The following is a 17,889-nucleotide window of genomic DNA, read 5'->3' on the forward strand; positions in this document are numbered from 1 at the left end:
CCGGTTGAGTTCGCATACCGGCCACCCGATTTTCTGCGATCGATAGACCGCTCAGAGTCGGCTGCGGAAGTTCGAGACTGACGTGCGCCGCCCCCGACTGCCAACTTCGATTTCCCGGTTCGGCCAGGAGAGGTCGTTCGACATCTCCATCGCGGTGCCATTCGAGCAGCCGACTCGCGTCTAACCTTGTACCTTCGCGGTCGGATTCCTGTTGGCCCCGATGCCTCTGAACTGCCGTCATTCACGGACGGAAGGCAAATGAAACACCTCGGGAACGTCCAGCCCCAATCTATCCAGGCAGGGCTTGGTCGCGACTACGCCCAGGTTAGTCCCTCCCATTGCAGACTCGAAGCAATTCTTCGATTCCAGGACTATTTCCGTCGTGACGCCCAGTTGATCAAATTCGACGATCATTCGTCGGTCGTGCATGTCCACAGTACCAACGCCACCGCCTCCCGCACCCGCGACTATGACAAGGGCCAATCCACCCACCGTGTAGTTGCTGCCATACTCCACCCAGGACTCATCGACCGCCACGGCGTCGGGCTCACCGAACTGCATTAAAACGTCCTCGCGGGTGGACTCGCCCTTCTTGATTGTTTGCGGGACGGTCGCGGGGACGTTGGCGCGTGAATCGTAATAGCCTGGTGGAATCGGCACCGGGCAAGCAACCAGCAGCAACGCGGCACCACCGGCAAACCCGATCGTCCTGAGCAAGCGTGCACACATCGTTGAAGTCACCGATCAAGGTGAGTTCGGAACGTCCCGGATTCTGACCAGGGAGTGGCGCCGCAGCACGCCGTGCTCGTCGAAGGCCAGTACCAGACTGAACTTGCCGTTCCATGCTTTTTCTTTTCGCCGCATCAAGATGTAGCCAGCCTGATCCTCATCCAGCAGATAGGTCAGGATGCTCCCTCCCTCAAACGTCGAGCTGGGTTCCGCCAGGTGCAGGTAGACATCCTCGCGTGTCGTCGAGCCATCCTGCAGGAACGCCAGCAGATCCCGGTTGCCCACTGGCGTCATGCAGCCTGCGAGCACGGCCGTCAATACGACGACTACCGGCAGGTACGATCTCGCACGCATCCGGCGGCCTCACGAATTGTTGGCAATCGTGGTGAACGACGCCAGTCGTAACGGGTTCGACTGCGCCTGGGGCAGACCCTGCACTGCAGCTACCTTCAGCATAGGCGAATTGGTGCAGCACATGGCGCGCTCCGCCAAACTGCCACAAGCCGAGAAACGTCAGTTGACGATTTGCAGACGGGAGGTAGCCGACCCTCCGCGTTAGCTGAACTGATGTCCCCGAGAAAACGGGCTGGATATCTGTACCACTCGGTTTTTCCGCCGTTTATCCCCGACAGCGTGACCGGCGGGAGCAGGTCGAACAGAGCCCTTCCGCAAAAATCTGCCGAAAACCAATAAAAAAGCGTGCGTATGCGCTACAGCGCATACGCACGCCTCCTGCTCGCCCATCCAATAAACGCGTGTCCGCCGCGTTAGCTATTGGCCTGGACACACCGGGCTTCGCCGCCTGAACTTCCGCCCGGCTAACTCCAGTTCAACGCTCCCCCGGTCTGATAGTCGGTCACGCGCGTTTCGAAGAAATTCTTTTCCTTGCGCAAGTTGGCCTGCTCGTCGAGCCACGGGAGCACATTTTCCGCTCCGGGAAACGGCGCAGGCATACCCAGCTGCCCCGCACGCCGGTTCGCGATGTAGCGAAACTGGCCGCAGTGCAGATCAGCTGAGTAGCCCAGAATGGGTTCGCGCAGAATATAGCGCGCGTAAGCGGCTTCAGCGGCATCCGCCTCTTCCCAGATCTGCTGTACGGCGCGCGGATCGAGGCTCAGGTTTTCTTCCTCCAGCAATTGCCGGATGACGCGAATACCAAAGCCGCAATGAAGCACCTCGTCGCGCATGATGTACTGAAACTGTTGTGCGGTCGCTTTCATCAAGCCGCGCCGCTGTAGCGCGAACACCGGCGTAAAGCCGTTATAGAACCAGCAACCCTCGAACACCGCCGCAAAGAAAAGATACGCGAGCGCGAATTCGTGAAGCGCGTCCCGGTCGGTCAAATCAAGTCCGGAAGTCAATATGCGTTCGAGACGCCTGTTCGCCATGGCAATCTTGGCGTGGATCTCAGGCACGACGCGATAGCGGTTATAGACCTCCTGCTGATCCAGTCCCAGGCTCTCGATGCAATGCTGATACGTCCACGTATGCAAGGCCTCTTCGTAAACCTGCCGGGCCTGATAGATCTGCAACTCGGGGGCCGTCATCTTTTCCATGACCGCGAGCCCGATGTTGCGCATGGCGAGGATATCGGACGTGGTGAGATAGGCCAGCACGTTTTCGAAAACGTGGCGCTCCGTTGCGGTGAGGCGATGCTGGTAATCATGCACGTCATCGCTCATCGATATTTCGAGCGGCGTCCAGTGATTGCGGTTTGCGTTCAGAAAACATTCCCACGCCCACGGATACCGGAATGGCGCGAGCTGGTTGATATCTCCGCGACCGTTGACGACGCGCTTGTCTTCCGCACGTGTAGGTTGAAGTTGTGAATCCGTCTTGCCACTAAGCATGCCTTAGAGTCCTTTGGCCAGATTAATTGAAACACCGCGTTTGAATGAAACCAGCTGGTCGCCGGTCCGCAACAGAACGTCTTCGGTGAGACCCGCCTCGCCAGCACCACCCGTGACAATGTCCGCATTCACCGCGAATTTCTGAACAAACATCATCAAAATCAAATCATGTCGACAGACGAGGACTTTGGTGACAGCCGATGTTTCTGTCCATACTGCGAAAGTGGGACGAGAAACGCACGACTGGTCCCTTCTGGCTAGTCCACTTTGCGTAGTCCGTCAGCGTGCGAGCGAGCGCGACCAAATTTTTGTAATCTATTCCTGAATACATACCGGACACCAGCGACCAATTGACCCGCGTGTGTCGGCTCCATGCAGGTCATGTGACCGCTATACTTCCTGTCCACTATTCCATCGGGCATCATGCGTTCAACTCCGCTTTTTTCTTATGTCGCGCTCGTGCGCGAACATTCGCCGCTCGTTCATTGCCTGGCCAATAGCGTCACCACGAATTTCACGGCGAACGCGCTGCTGGCGCTTGGCGCCGCTCCGGCCATGGTGACGGCGCCCGAAGAGGCAGAAGAGTTCACGCCGCTCGCGAGCGCCCTTTCCGTGAATCTCGGCACGCTCGACTTGCCGCAGATGGATACGATCCGGCGCGCCGTTGCAGCAGCCAATGCGTGCAATGTTCCGTGGGTACTCGATCCCGTAGCGGTCGGCGTGGTGTCCTTGCGGACCGGATTCGCGAAGCAGTTGCTTCGCGAGCGGCCGGCGGTCATTCGTGGCAACGCGTCAGAGATCATCTGCCTTGCCGGCGGCGTACCGAGCGCACGAGGTGTCGATAGCACCGAGTTGTCCGACGTCGCACTGCCCGCGGCGCGCGAACTGGCCAAAACGACGCAGGGCGTTGTGGTCGTGAGCGGCGCGACCGACTATGTGACCGATGGCGCGCGTACCGTTGCACTCTCGAACGGCTCGCCGCTCATGCCTCGGGTGTCGGGAACAGGCTGTGTCCTTTCTGCCGTCGTGGCGGCGTTCCTCGGCGCGAGCGGCAATCCGTCGGCATTTTTTGACGCGACAGTTGCAGCGGTGGGATTCATGTCGGTGGCGGGCGAGCTTGCCGCGCTGACTGCCAAAGCGCCTGGCAGCTTTGCCGTTGCGTTCCTCGACAGCATCGCAACACTGGACGAAGCGGCATTTGACGCTACGCTGCGAATGGAAACGCTGGACTCGCATTTGATCGTTGCGGGGCGTCCGGCATAGAGCAGTATGAATTCCCTGATACGCGTCAATTCCTACCCGCAGAGCTAACGAGTTCGCGGGCTTGAGTTTCAGGCAAACTTTTTGAGCTGACGCGGAATTCGCCGTACGCCACCGCGCACCGAGAGCAGCTTTCTAGAGCGACTACGCGTTAGCCGGAAAGACCATCCGCGAGCCGTTTGCACAATCCGCTGACAACACGAGCCGCGCCCACACGCCACCAAAAAGGCGCGGTCACCCCAAAGCCAAATTGAAGCGCAGTCTGCGACGCGCCCGCAGCGCGCGCACGGCATCGGAACGTCACGACATTGCGATATGCACCGGTCGCGTCCCCCTGCGCGCGCGGCGAGAATCGCATGACAGCACGAAGTTCGAGCGCAGAATCGACCGGAGAGATCTCGCACGACTCGAACGACCACGACGCGCCGTGACGTTGCTGACTGCGCAACGCCGTGCTCACGCGGTGCCAAACCTGATCGGCAGGCAACGGCACGAGCCGCTGTTGCCCGGCACGCGCTGCCCGATGCATCGCGTAGAGCGCCCAGCCATTGCCATAGACCAGCAACGCGCCGCCAATCACGAGCGCCCATTGCAGCAGGCTCACCATCCAGTGCGAATGCGCTGTGAGATGCAACGGTCCGAGCACCACCGCGACGATCTTGTGCGCGATCGCATAGATAGGCAGAAACGCAACGACGATCGCGCCGAGACGCATCATCCAGCCGCGCTGCGAATCGTCGAGAAGGGCAAACACGCGCTCGCCCATGGTGCCACGCCACTGTAGCGCAGCATCATCGAGCCTACGTCCCGCACTCGCCATGACCCGCTCACGCAATTGCGTCGAGTTCGCGCGTGCGTGTGCAGCCTCATCGCGCAGGCCCACGAGTTCGGTCAGCAAGGCATCGCGTTCCGTCTTCATGCGAAGCAGTTCGTCGAGTCCGCGTGTCTTTTCGGTCCGTAGCGCGCCGATCTCTGCCTGCACGCGCTCGCGCTGCGCCTGCAAATGCTGCAACGAGTCGTGCAGCGCCTCGATCTGCTCGCGCCTGAGCGCCGGACGGCTCGACGGCGCTTCGTGATGCTCCGACCAGTAATGCTCGAGCACCTCCCGCGCGTGCTTCATGTTCTTGAACTGCTCGTTGGCCCAATGCTGCTGCGCGGGCGATGAATGACGCCACCTGTCGGGATGAAGCATCTGCGCAAGCTGCCGGTATTTGCGCGTGATTTCGGCCGCGGACGCGCCTGGCTCCAGGTCGAGCTGATAGTAGAGCCGGTCGTAGTCGACGTGATGGCTGGGATCGCGGATCGCCATGCCCGTAGTCTTTCTTCAGGTGAATAGCCGCGCGCGCAAGGATGGAAGCGAACGCTTAAGACAAGTTAGTTCACTCGCCTGCTTGCTGCAAGGCTGCGATGCACACGGGCATGCGCTCGATGGCGCGCGGCCCGTGAGCATACGGCTCAGCATTTCGTGCAGTTTGTGCACGACGACAGCGTCTGGATCGAGCGTTTCGACGATCCGTTCCGCCTCTTGCGTACGTTCACCGGCGCGCGCCGGAAAGCGCCATCTCCAGCACACGCGCAACGTGCAGCGGCTCGGCATCTATACCGTCGCGAATCTGGTGGCGGCAACTCGTGCCGTCGGCGACCACTAGATCACCCGGCGCTGCCTCGCGCAGCGCCGGCAACAGCGACAGTTCGGCCATCGCCTTCGAAGCCGCGTAGTGCTCCGCTTCATAGCCGAAACTGCCTGCCATTCCGCAGCACGACGACTCGATCGATTTGATTTCCAGCCCGGGAATCCATCCGAGCACGGTTTGTACGGGCCGTAACGCGTCGAACGCCTTTTGATGACAGTGCCCGTGCAGCCACGCGCGCTTTGCATCGAGCGGCTTGAGCGCCAGGTCAAAACGGCCGGCCGCTTTTTCGCGCACGAGAAATTCCTCAAACAGCAAAGCCGATTGCGCAAGCTGACGCGCCTCTTCGCCGTAGCCGTACTGCAGGAACTCGTCGCGCAACGTCAGCAGACACGACGGTTCAAGACCCACGATCGCGACGCCGCGATCGACATAAGGCTTCAACGTATCGAGCAGGCGCCGCGCTTCGCGCTTCGCTTCATCGACGAGGCCCGCGGCGAGAAACGTGCGTCCGCAGCAAAGCGGCCGTTCGCCCTCGCGCGTATTGAAGTGGACGCGATAGCCCGCCGCCTCCAGCACGCGCTGTGCTGCGCGCGCGTTTTCTGGCTCGATAGCGTTGTTGAACGTATCGACGAAGAGAAGGACCTCGCGTCCCTCCTGACCGGCGCTGCTCGACGCGCGCCGCAAAAACGCCTCGTGAAAACGTGGTAACGCACGCTGCGGCGCGAACCCGACTGTACGCTTCATCCACGCTCCGACTAGCGGAACGCGCTCTGCAGCCGCGAGCCACGCACCAAAAGGAGCCGCGCGCTGCGCATAGTGCGGCATGAACGCAATCAGCTTTTCGCGCAAGCCGACGCCGTACTTCGTCGCCCTCGCCGCGCGCGCTTCGATCTTGAACTTCGCCATATCGACACCGGTCGGGCACTCGCGCCGGCAGCCCTTGCAGGACACGCACAGATCGAGCGTTGCCTTCACGTCGTCGCTCGCGAGACCGTCGCTGCCGAGCTGCCCCGATATCGCCAGACGAAGCGTGTTCGCGCGCCCGCGCGTGACGTGCTGCTCGTCCTTCGTCACGCGATAGCTCGGACACATCGTCCCCGCGTCGAACTTGCGGCAGTGGCCGTTGTTGTTGCACATCTCCACGGCCTTCGCGAGCCCGCCACTCAGATCGCCGCCACTGCCCGGCTCGCGTTCCGCGCCCGTGAGTGGATCGCGCACGACGTTCCAGGCGGACCAGTCCAGCGCTGCGTCCATCGCGCGTTCGCGGTAACCAGGCGCAAAGCGGAAGTTGTGCGCGTCGTCCATCTTCGGCGGGCGCACGATCTTGTCCGGATTGAAGCGGTTATCCGGGTCGAACAACTTTTTGATCTCGCCGAAAGCTTCGTTGATGCGCGGCCCGTATTGCCATGCGACCCACTCGCCGCGGCACAGCCCGTCGCCGTGCTCGCCCGAATAGGCACCTTTGTACTCGCGCACGAGTTCGGCCGCCTCCTCCGCGATGGCACGCATCTTCGCCGCGCCGTCGCGGCGCATGTCGAGAATGGGCCGCACATGCAGCGTCCCGACACTCGCGTGTGCGTACCAGGTTCCCTCGGTGCCGTGCCGATGAAACACTTCGGTCAGATGGCGTGTGTACTCGGCCAGATGTTCGAGCGGCACCGCGCAATCTTCGATGAACGACACCGGCTTGCCGTCGCCCTTCATGCTCATCATGATGTTCAGGCCAGCTTTGCGTACATCCCACAGCGCTTTCTGCTCGCCTGCGTCGGGCATCTTCACCACCCTTCCCGGCAACCCGAGATCGCCGACCAATTCTTCGAGGCGATCGAGAAGCTGCAATAGCGTGTCGCGATCGTCGCCAGCGAATTCCACGAGCAGAATCGCATCGGGGCGACCAACGAGTGCCTTTCCGATCACAGGCGCGAACGCAGGATTGCCGAGCGCAAGCTCGATCATCGTACGATCGACGAGTTCCACCGCGGTGGGCCGCAGTCCGACGATGTGCTGCGCGGATTCCATCGCCTGATAAAACGTAGGAAAACTAATCACACCGAGCACGCGATGCGCCGGCAGCGGCGCGAGCTTCAGCGTGATCTGCCGGCTGAACGCGAGCGTACCCTCGGACCCAACCAGAAGATGCGCGAGATTGGCCGAACCATCGTCGGTATAGGCGCGCGGATTCTGGCAATCGAACAGGTCGATGTTGTAGCCCGCCACGCGCCGCAGTACTTTCGGCATGCGCTCCGCGATTTCCGCGCGCTCGCGCTGCGCGATGCGTGTCACCCCTCCGACGATCTGCGCGAGCCGCGCGTTGTCACCCGGAACGGGCAGCTTCAGCGACTGGAAGCGTGCCTCGGCACCGTCGGCGAGGATGGCGTCGATGGCGCTCACGTTGTGGACCATGTTGCCGTATTCGATCGAACGCGAGCCGCACGAGTTGTTCCCCGCCATGCCGCCTATCGTGCACTGCGCCGATGTCGAAACATCGACCGGAAACCACAATCCGTGCGGCTTGAGCCACGCGTTCAGGTGATCGAGCACGATGCCAGGCTCGACCGTGACGGTACGCGCATTCGCGTCGAAATCGACGATGCGGTTAAGCCAGCGACTCGTATCGATCACCAGCGCCTCGGCCACGGTCTGGCCGCACTGGCTCGTCCCCGCACCGCGTGCGAGCACCGCCGCGTGTTCGCTGCGCGCGACGTCCAGCGCCGCGCGCAGATCGTCCTGATCGCGCGGCACCACGACGCCGACCGGCATGATCTGATAGATCGACGCATCGGTGGCGTAGCGGCCGAGGCTCGCCGCATCGAAGAAGACATCGCCGCGCAGCGCCTCGCGAAGACGACGCGCGAGCGGCGAGCCGCGATGCGCGGCACTCGGCACGAGACGCACTGGCTTGACAAGCAAACTGGAAGTCGACTGAGTCATAAGCAATGCGAAATTAATTAGCCTCTCGACGCATCAGGCGCGCTGTTGAGAAGCCGCGATCTCGCCCACGGTGCTGGCCGCCTCGAAGCGATCGCCCGGACGCATGCGGAACGCGAGTACCACGCCCACCGCCATCAGCACCATGCTGCCGACAAACGGCAGTTGCCAGTTTTGCGTGGAATCGATCACGAACCCCGACAGCACAGGCGAGATGATCGCCGCGAGCGCCGACCCGGTGTTCATGATGCCGCTTGCCGTGCCCGCGTATTGCGGCGCGATGTCCATCGGAATCGCCCACATCGGTCCGATGGTCATCTCCGCGAAGAAGAAGCCCGCCGAGAGGCACACCACCGACACGGTCAGATCGTGCGTGAACATGAGTGGCACGAGCGAAAGCAGCGTCAACAGCATGCACACAGACACCATCAGACTGCGCGCGCGGTTGAGGTTGCCTGTGCGCGCATAGAGCCAGTCGGTCACGGTACCGCCGAGCGTATCGCCAATCACGCCTGCGAAAAACACCGCAGACGCGAACACCGCCGACTTGCGCAGGTCGAGACTATGGCTGTGCAGGAAGTATTGCGGAATCCAGCTGAGAAAGAGCCAAAGCGTCCAGCCGTAGCAGAAGTAGACGATCGTCACCGGGGCCATGCGGCGCAGCAGCGGGCCCCACGGCACCTTGCCGGCCTTCGGCACGGGCTGCGGCAGCACGGCGAGTTCTGCTTCGGTGATGCGGCGATGCTCGACTGGGCGCTCGGCAAACGTGAAGTACCAGACCGCCACCCACACGAGGCTGATCGCCCCGCAGACATAGAACGACGCACGCCAGCCCCAGGCGGTCATCGCAAGCACGATCACGCCCGGCGCAACCGCATTGCCGATGCGCGCCGCCGCGTGCGTTATGCCCTGCGCGAAACCGCGTCGCTCCTTCGCAACCCAGCGCGACATCGCGGCGGTCGCGGCCGGAAACGTCGCGCCTTCGCCAAAGCCCAGCAGGAGCCGCGCAGCAAGCAGCGTCGCGAGACCAGTCGCGAAACCGGTGAGCAGCGTCGCGACAGCCCACAGTGCCCCGCAGAACAATAACGTACGCTTCGCGCCGAAGCGGTCGCTGACCCAGCCTCCGCTCACCTGAAACAGCAGATAGGGATAAGCGAACGCGGAAAACACGAGACCGATCTGCGTGTGCGAAAGCCCGAACTCCTTGCCGAATCCAGCGGCTGCCGTGCTGACGTTCACGCGGTCGAGGTACGTGATGAAGTACATGATGCACAGCATGATCAGCACGACACTCGTTGCGCTGGTGAGTCGAAGCCGTTTCATCGTTTCTCTCCGGTTGGGGGCAGCTTCGGGCGGGTATCGTGTGTGGTGGGGAACCCGGCTGCGCCGCCGTTGCGCTCCACGGGCCACCGCATTCTGAAGCGCGGTGTACCCGGCGGCGATGGGCACGTCGATGCGTGAAATCGAAACCGCATGACGCGTCGATTTTTGTTTGCGGCGTCAGGTCATGCTGCCGCCTTCAGCGGCGTATCTTTCGATTGCTCCATGAGCCATGCCATCGCGGCGGGCAGACCGCTCGCAGCAAGCGGCACGCCCGCAAGCCGCAGGCCCATTTCGCAGCCCGCGAGCGTGGCGAGCAGCGTGAGATCGTTGGTGTCGCCCAGATGTCCGATGCGGAACATTCGCCCCTTCACTTTGCCGAGCCCCGTCCCGAGCGACATGTCGAAACGTTCGTAGATCAGCTTACGCACCGCATCGGCGTCGATGCCATCAGGCATCATCACGCCGGTCAGCACCGGACTGTAGACAGCGGGGTCCGCGCACTGGATTTCCAGGCCCCACGCGCGCACTGCGCGGCGGCAAGCTTCGGCGTGACGCTGATGCCGTGCGAACACGTTGTCGAGCCCTTCTTCCTCGAGCATGTCGAGCGATTCCGAGAGCCCGTAGATGAGATTCGTGTTCGGCGTGTACGGCCAGTAGCCGTTGCGGTTCATTTCGATAATTTCGTCCCAGCCCCAGAAGCTGCGCGGCAACGTTGCGCGCTTGCTCGCCGCGCGCGCCTTCTCCGACACCGCGTTGAAGCTGATGCCAGGCGGCAGCATCAAGCCCTTCTGCGACCCGGAGACCGTCACGTCCACGCCCCATTCGTCGTGGCGATAGTCGGCGCTCGCGAGGCCGGAGATCGTATCGACCATGAGAAGCGCGGGGTGTCCGGCGGCGTCGATGGCGCGGCGCACGGCGGCGATGTCCGAAGTAACGCCCGTCGACGTCTCGTTGTGCACGACGCACACGGCCTTGATCGTGTGCTGGGGGTCAGCACGCAGACGCGCTTCGATCAGGTCGGGCTGCACACCGCGCCGCCAGCCTTCGATGCCGGGCAGCCCCAGGAACTCGGGCTTCAGGCCGAGGGTCTCGGCCATCTTCTTCCAGAGCGTAGCGAAGTGGCCGGTCTCGTACATCAGCACGGCGTCGCCTGCGCTAAGCGTGTTGACGAGCGCGGCCTCCCAGGCGCCGGTACCGGAAGCGGGATAGATCACCACCGGTTGCTTCGTCTTGAAGATGCGCTTGATGCCGTCGAGCACCTTTAACCCCAGCGCGCCGAACTCAGGGCCCCGATGGTCGATGGTGGGATAGCTCATCGCACGCAGAATGCGGTCGGGGACCGGGCTCGGCCCTGGAATCTGCAGAAAATGTCGGCCAGAGGGGTGAAAGTCGAGCTTCAACATCGGTGCATCTCCGTTTGAATATTGCATGCAAAAAACTATAAGATGTAAAAGCAGTCGAATCCAAGCGTAATTTCTTCAGTGTTAACCCCTGCTTTTTCAGTACTTATCCCGCATGAGTTAAAATAAGCACAATCTGATCAAGAGTCTTTTGCATGCAAAACGCAAATATCGACGACGACAAGGTCATCGCACCACGGCTTCCGAAGGTCGAGCGCCAGCGCCTGCACGACACCGTGGTCGAGCACCTGCGCCGGTTCATCGTCGAAGGCCTGCTCGAACCCGGCAGGAAACTCAACGAGCGCGAACTGTGCGAGACCCTCGACATCTCGCGAACGCCGCTGCGCGAAGCGTTCAAGGTGCTGGCCGCCGAAGGGCTCATCGAGATTTCGCCGAACCGCGGGGCCACCGTGGCGAAGATGACCGAGGCCGAGATCCGCGAAACGTTCGAGCTGATGAGCGGGCTCGAAGCGTTCTCGGGCGAGCTGGCGTGCGAGCGCATCACACCCGCTGAGATCGCCGAAATCAAATCGCTCCACTACGCAATGGTCGCGTGCCGCGCGCAGAACGATCTCGCGGGCTACTACAGCCGTAACCAGGCCATTCACGACCGCATCAACGAGGCCGCGCGCAATTCGGCGCTGCGTCAGACGTACATCTCGATCAACCGGCGTCTGCAGGCGCTGCGGTTCCGCTCGAACTATCAGACCCCCAAGTGGGATCGCGCAATCGAGGAGCACGAGGCGATGCTCGAAGCACTCGACGCGCGCGACGGCAAGCGCCTGTCCACCATCTTGCGGCACCATCTGCTTGAAAAGCGCGACGCCGTGCTGCAACTTGTTTCGATGGAACGCGCGCCAGACGCGCAGCCCTGACGTGCGGCGCGTTCGCTGAGCGTCTGCCACGAGATGTACTGGCGTAACGTCTGCCGCCACGCCGCATTCGGCGTTCCCGCTTTTTCCAGATCGCGGGATTTCGCGCCATGTTCCGAGCCGCGCCCCCTCCGAACTCGATAACGAGCCCGACCAGGACGGAAATCCATTGCTTGATAACAGCTTCGTGTAGCACGCAGGAATTGCGGGCGCAGCGTACGGACGCTTTCGTGTCTCGTCACGCAGGAACTGGGGATGGGCTTTGCGCAATGGTATCGCCAGAAACGACAGGCGGTTGAGCTATCGCGGCTTCCCGAAAGCGAGCCGGTGAGCGTCGTTGCGCGGGAATCTGGCTATCTGCCAGGCAGCTTCGACAACATGTGCTGACGCGAACTGGGCGGGCCGCCCAGCGCGTTCCCTCCAGATGAAACACCCGGAAGAGTCGGACAAATAGTGGTGATGGCGCGCCAGAAATGCGGGCGCAACGCTTAATAAGGCGGCAGATCGCCGACAAGCGGAAACATCTCGAACGTGTACCCCATATTGAAGTACCCCGCCCGCGCATAGGCGGCGATGCGCTCGACCTGCTCGGGCTCACCGTGGCCCTCCGGCTGCTCCGGCGCGTGTTCGTGCCTTCGCCGCCGAATCGCTTCGAACGGGTGAACCGCCGTTTGAAGGGAGAACGCCATTAACCTCGACATCGCTTGCTCCAGGCTGTTAGTCCCTGGCCTTTAATCTAGTCGTCATCGCGCGCATTCACAAACAGTCTTTTTTCCCAAGCTTCGCACGCTGAGCGCGTTACCGCAGCGCCGCCGTTACAGCAGCCACGTGTGCCTCGTCGCTGGCGAGGCGTGTCTGCACCATTTCGATGAGCTTGAGGATCTTCGTCGACCCACGGCGGCTTTCCGGATACACCGCACAGATGTGCGCCTCGCCGAAGCACGGACAACTGAAGCGCCAGCCCGTGAGGAGTGGCACGAGACGCCCGCTCTCCAGTTCCGGCACGACACTCCAGTAGAGGCACGGCAGAATACCGGCGCCGCCCGTGGCCGCTGCGCGGGCGAGATCGTAGCTGTCCGTGGCGATGGCGCCGCGCGGTTCGATCGCGACGTCCTCATGCATCGCGCCCTCGCGACTAAAGTGCCAGACACTGGAAAGCGCCGGATGCCGGTACGCAATACACGCGTGCCGCGCAAGTTCGTGCGGCGATGCAGGCACGCCGTGCTGCGCGAGATACGCGGGGCTCGCGCAAAGCAGACTGCGATTCGAGCCGATGGGCTTGACGATCTGGTTCGGCAAATCGTAGTTGCCCATGCGCAGCGCGAGATCGAAGCCCTCGCTGATGATATCGACATAGCGATCCGACAATTCAATGTCGAGTTGAACGCGCGGGAACGACTGACTGAACGACGCGCTGAGCGGGGCCAGTACCGCCTGGCCGAACGAATGCGCAGCCGTCACGCGCAGCAGGCCGCGCGGCTCATCGTCATGTTCGGAAAGCTGGCGTGCGCCGTCCGCGAGGCGTTGCAGCACATCGGTCGCGGTCGCCAGATACTGCCTGCCGCCCTCGGTCAACACGAGCGTACGTGTGGTGCGTTCGAACAGACGCGTACCCAGCGTCGCTTCGAGTCCGGCGATCGCCTTGGTGACGGCCGAGGGCGTCTTGGTGAGCCGGCGCGCCGCGCCGCTCAGACTGCCTTCCTCGACGGCGCACACGAACGTTTCTATCGCGACGAGCAGGTCGATACGCGCCATGGTTTCTTATCCTCTCCTTGGACATTTCCTTTAAAGCACAGGTGGTGTGCAAAACAGGCACAAAACTAGCTGCGTTTATTGACTTATTATCACAGGCAATTCGTTCGGGCCAGCCGGGCAATTCATAACGAGAGGTGAGACGATGAGAAAGGTCGTGGTCGCTGCCACGCAGATGGCGGCAAGCTGGGATATCGAAGCGAATCTGGCCCAAGCCGAGCGAACCGTGCGCGAAGCCGCTCACGCGGGCGCGAATATCGTGCTGTTGCAGGAACTGTTTGCGACGCCCTACTTCTGCATCGACCAGAATCCCGCGCATCTCGCGCTGGCTCAGCCTTATAAGGGCCACCCGTGGCTTGGCCGCTTCGCTGCGCTCGCGCGCGAACTGGGTGTTGTGTTGCCTGTGAGTTTCTTCGAACGCGCGGGCGAGACGCAATTCAACTCGATTGTGATCTTCGACGCCGATGGCAAAGCCCTCGGCCTCTATCGCAAGTCACACATTCCGGACGGACCCGGCTACACGGAAAAATACTATTTCTCGCCCGGCGACACTGGCTTCAAGGTATGGGACACGGCATACGGACGAATTGGCGTGGCCATCTGCTGGGATCAGTGGTTTCCCGAATGCGCGCGCGCGATGGCCCTGGCCGGCGCCGAAATTCTCCTGTACCCGACGGCTATCGGCAGCGAACCGCACGATGCATCGATCGACTCGCGCACACATTGGCAGAACGTCCAGCGCGGCCACGCTGCCGCCAACCTGATGCCGCTCGTGGCCAGCAACCGCGTCGGCACCGAGAACGGCGAAACGGGCGCGATCACCTTCTATGGCAGCTCGTTCATCGCGGGGCCGGACGGCGAGAAGATCGTCGAATGCAATCGCACCGAAACCGCCATCATCACCGCGGAATTCGATCTGGATGCACTCGCGTTCAAGCGACGTGCCTGGGGTGTGTTCCGTGATCGGCGACCCGAGCGCTATGGGGTTATCACCCAGTACGCGATTCAAGACGAGAATTAAAAGGCCCAGCATGTGTCATTCTTTTCGCAATCGAAGTACATGCAAGGCACCGCATGCGAGAAATTTGCGGATACACTGAACCCTTCTGGATCAACTCTAAAATTACCATGATTGCAGAATGGATCATCGAGCAGACTTCTGACGCACTGATCTACGCGGATCGCGAAGGAAAAATCGTCCGCTGGAACGAGGCAGCGACCACATTGTTCGGCTTCGGCAAGGATGAAGCGCTCGGCGCAAGCCTTGACCTCATCATCCCCGAACATCTTCGCGGACCGCACTGGAAGGGCTTCGACGCCGCGGTGGCGAGTGGGACAACGCGGCTCGGCGGACATCCGACGCTCACGCGCGGCGTACACAAGACCGGAAAGAAGCTCTACGTCGAGATGTCCTTTGCGCTCGTCAAGGACGACGCGGCACAGATCGTCGGCTCGGTGGCCATGGCACGGGATGTAACGGAGCGTGTGGAGCGCGAACGCGCCGCGCGCGCCACAACGGCCACGCCGTCGCAGTGAGACCGCGCAGTTAGACCGATCTCCCGGATGGGCTGACGACCCTTCACCGCAATTGCCGACGTCTCAAGCATCAACCGTCGGCAGCGGGCGTGGAGATTGAATCGCCGCAATAGGTATGCGCGGCGACGCGAGCCATGGAGAGCAGCCATGTTTCGGGAAATCGGTTTGTTAGTCTGTTTCGCTTGCGCGTCCGCTGCTGGCACGGGCGCGCTCGCTCAATCCATTCGTATCGAGTCAGGCAGCTATGGTGCCAATTGCGGCGCGCGTGAGGGCAACGCTACGCGCGACCTTGCTACGCACTGCAACGCGCTCGAAACCTGCCGCTATGACATCGACCCGATAGTCGCCGCCCCACGCCAGGGGCAATGCGCCGCCGATCTCGTGGCCGAATGGTCGTGCGGACCGGGCGTATTTCATCGCGCGACCGTTCGCGCCGCTCTTAAACACAGTGGCACGCTCGTGCTGACCTGTGTGCCGTCCACCGGCGCGGGCAAATAACCCGCGCTCAGCACATCTCGACACACCTGTAGCGATCCCCATCGCCGTGCTCCGCTTGCAGACTTGAACGGATCGACCGGTCACACGCGAGCACGGCCAAATCCCTACGCAAAAGCTGCGCGCTTTCGCCTCAGGAAGCGTGTCGCCGAGATATATCATTCCATGATATTGTTTTCACACGATTCCTGTATGGATGATCGATGGACACGTTTGGGCGAGACCTGAGCAAATTGAATTTCGAACAGCTCTCGGCGTTCCGCTATCAGATGCGACGCTTCGAGCGCTTCTCCGAACAAGCTGCCCAGGACGAAGGCATCACACCGCGGCAATATCTGCTGCTCCTGCACATCAAGGGCTATCCGGGCCGCGACTGGGCGACGATCGGCGAGTTGGCCGAACGCCTCCAGGCGCAGCATCATGGCGTCGTCGCGCTGGTTTCGCGCTGCGAGGTGCTGGGGTTGGTCGAGCGCAAGATTAGCGAAAGAGACCGGCGGCAAGTCGAAGTCCATCTGCTCGATGCAGGGGAGCAGGTTCTTTCGCGCCTTGCAGAGATGCACCGCGTAGAACTGCGATCGCTCGAAGGGACATTCACGATTCCGCAAATCGACGCCTGAATGCCACAAATCGCGAGTGGTTCCATCGCGGCATTGACTCAGGCGCGTCGCCCGCTAGCGCGCCTATACGCAGCGACTTCGCCAGCCGCTGCTGGTCTCACATCTACGCGGTCTACCGCAGCACTACAGTCCCCAAATGATGTCAGCGTCGAGCGATTCTGCCGCTCTCATCATGGTGATCAGAGGCCATGCGCGCTGCGAAAGCTCATTAGCAGGCGCGTGATCGCCATCGCGCGAATACTGTAGAGCCAATTCATTGCGCCCGGCTGCTGCAATCTCCGCCTCCATGCGTTCGATTGCATGGGGCAGTTCGTCATGCAGAATGACGCCACGCGCGTCGAGCCTTCGCCCCATGAGTCCGAGCAGATATTCGGCGAGATCCCTAAGCATGACCACGTCTGGCGCTGCCCGCGATTGAAACGTAACCAGCATATCCGTCCTCCCCGGTTGGGTACCCTTTGTTTTCCGCCCGTTAAAACCTCGCCCGCACGCGTCGAAAAATTGAGGCCCAAGGTGGAACGCGAACACACAAAGGCGCGCGTACGAATTCTCTTGGAGAACTCGCACCGCTCGGACCAGTCATGTCTGTGTTCTGTACGGTGTCGAACCACGCCTGATCTGGTCACATCCCACCTGTGGGCTTGTCTTCATTTTATGTCATGTTATGATGCATTCAAGCGAGACGCGGTAAGCAAGATTCAAACAAAACGCCTCAATCGCGTGTCAACGGCTCCGCCTGCGATGCTTTCAAGCGCGTAATCCCTTGCCGGAGCGAGACAATTCAATTTCCTGCCCGTCGCTGGTTTTTCAGTTGGCTTCGCAGTTGGTCTCAATTACCAGGATCTCCCTTTTCATTCAGGCTGGCGTTTGCTGCAGCGCGACGAACCGCGCACGGCTGTTGCTCCTCCCACGCCGAGGCAATAGCAGAAGCACCGTGCAGGGATATTCACTATGGCCGATTTGGCGTTGCGATATACACTCAAACGGCGGTTCCCGTGTCCGATTGCAGCTCGCTGGATCCACGCAGGATGCGCAAGCCGGAGACGGCCATGAAAGACGACACCGCGCAGAGTCCGCCTTGGTGGAGACCACTCGATGGTCGCCTGAAAATGCGAACCTGGTGCGGGTCTGCTCGCCGCGCTCACCTGTCGATAGCGGCTGCACGGCCGTTCTTATATCAACAACTTATACATTCAGGCACACTGATCAATCGTATCGAGCACTGCGAGCCGACGTTTCTGTTGCGACAGCCGTCGCTGGCTTCACGTGACCGCAGTGCGGTAACAAATGCGCTCCGAAATGGACTGCGCAAGTTGAGCGGTGTGTTCGCAGGATCTACCGACGGTTCGCTTTCAATACAAACTCGTACGCAATACGCTAGATTCTGCACTGACAATTCAGCGCGTCACCATCAATGCGACATGCATTTGGCGCGCGTGGAAACCCGATGAATGCTCAGCGTGCACGTTGGGTCCATGTCCTTTACTAATGCC

At 61.4% G+C, this 17,889-nt stretch carries 18 protein-coding genes; 7 read left to right on the forward strand and 11 right to left on the reverse strand.

The genetic code is table 11. From position 1 onward, the window contains the following. Positions 1–237: 237 nt before the first annotated feature. The 4 genes from L0U80_RS24455 to L0U80_RS24470 form a co-directional block, all read right to left on the reverse strand. Positions 238–717: a hypothetical protein gene (locus L0U80_RS24455; protein WP_233871817.1), complete on the reverse strand. Its 480-nt coding sequence runs from the start codon at positions 715–717 to the stop codon at positions 238–240. A 27-nt stretch (positions 718–744) separates the two neighbouring features. Next, a complete protein-coding gene (locus tag L0U80_RS24460) occupies positions 745–1,023 on the reverse strand; it encodes a hypothetical protein (RefSeq protein WP_233871820.1) in 279 nt (92 codons plus the stop codon). 524 nt (positions 1,024–1,547) lie between these two features. Beyond that, positions 1,548–2,579, reverse strand: a complete 1,032-nt coding sequence (locus L0U80_RS24465) for a ribonucleotide-diphosphate reductase subunit beta (protein WP_233871823.1) — start codon at positions 2,577–2,579, stop codon at positions 1,548–1,550. Between the two features lie 3 nt (positions 2,580–2,582). After that, positions 2,583–2,735 carry a hypothetical protein gene (locus tag L0U80_RS24470; RefSeq protein ID WP_233871857.1) on the reverse strand — a complete coding sequence of 51 codons (153 nt, stop codon included), beginning with the start codon at positions 2,733–2,735 and terminating at the stop codon, positions 2,583–2,585. A 267-nt stretch (positions 2,736–3,002) separates the two neighbouring features. On the opposite strand from L0U80_RS24470, the gene thiM reads away from it, so the two are divergent. Beyond that, entirely contained in the window at positions 3,003–3,842 is an 840-nt protein-coding gene (gene thiM / locus L0U80_RS24475) for a hydroxyethylthiazole kinase (RefSeq protein WP_233871860.1), read from the forward strand. Between the two features lie 148 nt (positions 3,843–3,990). Here thiM and L0U80_RS24480 read toward each other — a convergent pair whose 3' ends face one another. The 4 genes from L0U80_RS24480 to L0U80_RS24495 all read right to left on the reverse strand — a co-directional run bounded on the left by L0U80_RS24480 (position 3,991) and on the right by L0U80_RS24495 (position 11,127). Continuing rightward, positions 3,991–5,148, reverse strand: a complete 1,158-nt coding sequence (locus L0U80_RS24480; protein ID WP_233871863.1) for a J domain-containing protein — start codon at positions 5,146–5,148, stop codon at positions 3,991–3,993. A gap of 226 nt (positions 5,149–5,374) precedes the next feature. Further along, positions 5,375–8,404 (reverse strand): FAD-binding and (Fe-S)-binding domain-containing protein, encoded by a 3,030-nt coding sequence (locus L0U80_RS24485; protein WP_233871866.1) that lies wholly within the window; start codon positions 8,402–8,404, stop codon positions 5,375–5,377. Positions 8,405–8,437: 33 nt separating this feature from the next. Further along, positions 8,438–9,724, reverse strand: a complete 1,287-nt coding sequence (locus tag L0U80_RS24490) for an MFS transporter (protein ID WP_233871869.1) — start codon at positions 9,722–9,724, stop codon at positions 8,438–8,440. Positions 9,725–9,906: 182 nt separating this feature from the next. Next, positions 9,907–11,127, reverse strand: coding sequence for a pyridoxal-phosphate-dependent aminotransferase family protein (locus L0U80_RS24495; protein ID WP_233871871.1), 1,221 nt, complete (start codon positions 11,125–11,127; stop codon positions 9,907–9,909). 152 nt (positions 11,128–11,279) lie between these two features. Between L0U80_RS24495 and L0U80_RS24500 the strand changes: the two genes are divergently transcribed. Both L0U80_RS24500 and L0U80_RS31560 read left to right on the forward strand, forming a co-directional pair. Next, on the forward strand, positions 11,280–11,999 hold the full coding sequence (locus L0U80_RS24500; protein WP_233871874.1) for a GntR family transcriptional regulator: 720 nt from the start codon (positions 11,280–11,282) through the stop codon (positions 11,997–11,999). Between the two features lie 252 nt (positions 12,000–12,251). Then, positions 12,252–12,383, forward strand: a complete 132-nt coding sequence (locus tag L0U80_RS31560; RefSeq protein ID WP_267954949.1) for a hypothetical protein — start codon at positions 12,252–12,254, stop codon at positions 12,381–12,383. Between the two features lie 101 nt (positions 12,384–12,484). On the opposite strand, the gene L0U80_RS24505 is transcribed toward L0U80_RS31560, so the two are convergent. Then, entirely contained in the window at positions 12,485–12,697 is a 213-nt protein-coding gene (locus L0U80_RS24505) for a hypothetical protein (RefSeq protein ID WP_233871877.1), read from the reverse strand. Positions 12,698–12,794: 97 nt separating this feature from the next. Beyond that, positions 12,795–13,751, reverse strand: a complete 957-nt coding sequence (locus tag L0U80_RS24510) for a LysR family transcriptional regulator (RefSeq protein ID WP_233871880.1) — start codon at positions 13,749–13,751, stop codon at positions 12,795–12,797. A 142-nt stretch (positions 13,752–13,893) separates the two neighbouring features. Between L0U80_RS24510 and aguB the strand changes: the two genes are divergently transcribed. The 4 genes from aguB to L0U80_RS24530 all read left to right on the forward strand — a co-directional run bounded on the left by aguB (position 13,894) and on the right by L0U80_RS24530 (position 16,396). Continuing rightward, complete coding sequence (gene aguB, locus L0U80_RS24515) at positions 13,894–14,769, forward strand: N-carbamoylputrescine amidase (protein WP_233871883.1); 876 nt, start codon at positions 13,894–13,896, stop codon at positions 14,767–14,769. Between the two features lie 107 nt (positions 14,770–14,876). Continuing rightward, entirely contained in the window at positions 14,877–15,284 is a 408-nt protein-coding gene (locus tag L0U80_RS24520) for a PAS domain-containing protein (protein WP_233871886.1), read from the forward strand. Positions 15,285–15,431: 147 nt separating this feature from the next. Then, positions 15,432–15,782, forward strand: coding sequence for a hypothetical protein (locus L0U80_RS24525; RefSeq protein ID WP_233871889.1), 351 nt, complete (start codon positions 15,432–15,434; stop codon positions 15,780–15,782). 200 nt (positions 15,783–15,982) lie between these two features. Next, positions 15,983–16,396: a MarR family winged helix-turn-helix transcriptional regulator gene (locus L0U80_RS24530; protein ID WP_233871892.1), complete on the forward strand. Its 414-nt coding sequence runs from the start codon at positions 15,983–15,985 to the stop codon at positions 16,394–16,396. A gap of 123 nt (positions 16,397–16,519) precedes the next feature. Here L0U80_RS24530 and L0U80_RS24535 read toward each other — a convergent pair whose 3' ends face one another. Next, the gene (locus L0U80_RS24535) at positions 16,520–16,828 is read right to left on the reverse strand and encodes a DUF1840 domain-containing protein (RefSeq protein WP_233871895.1); all 309 of its coding nucleotides are present in this window, start codon (positions 16,826–16,828) and stop codon (positions 16,520–16,522) included. Positions 16,829–17,889 lie beyond the last annotated feature (1,061 nt).

It is taken from the genome of Paraburkholderia adhaesiva (assembly GCF_021390575.1).
GTDB lineage: Bacteria > Pseudomonadota > Gammaproteobacteria > Burkholderiales > Burkholderiaceae > Paraburkholderia > Paraburkholderia adhaesiva.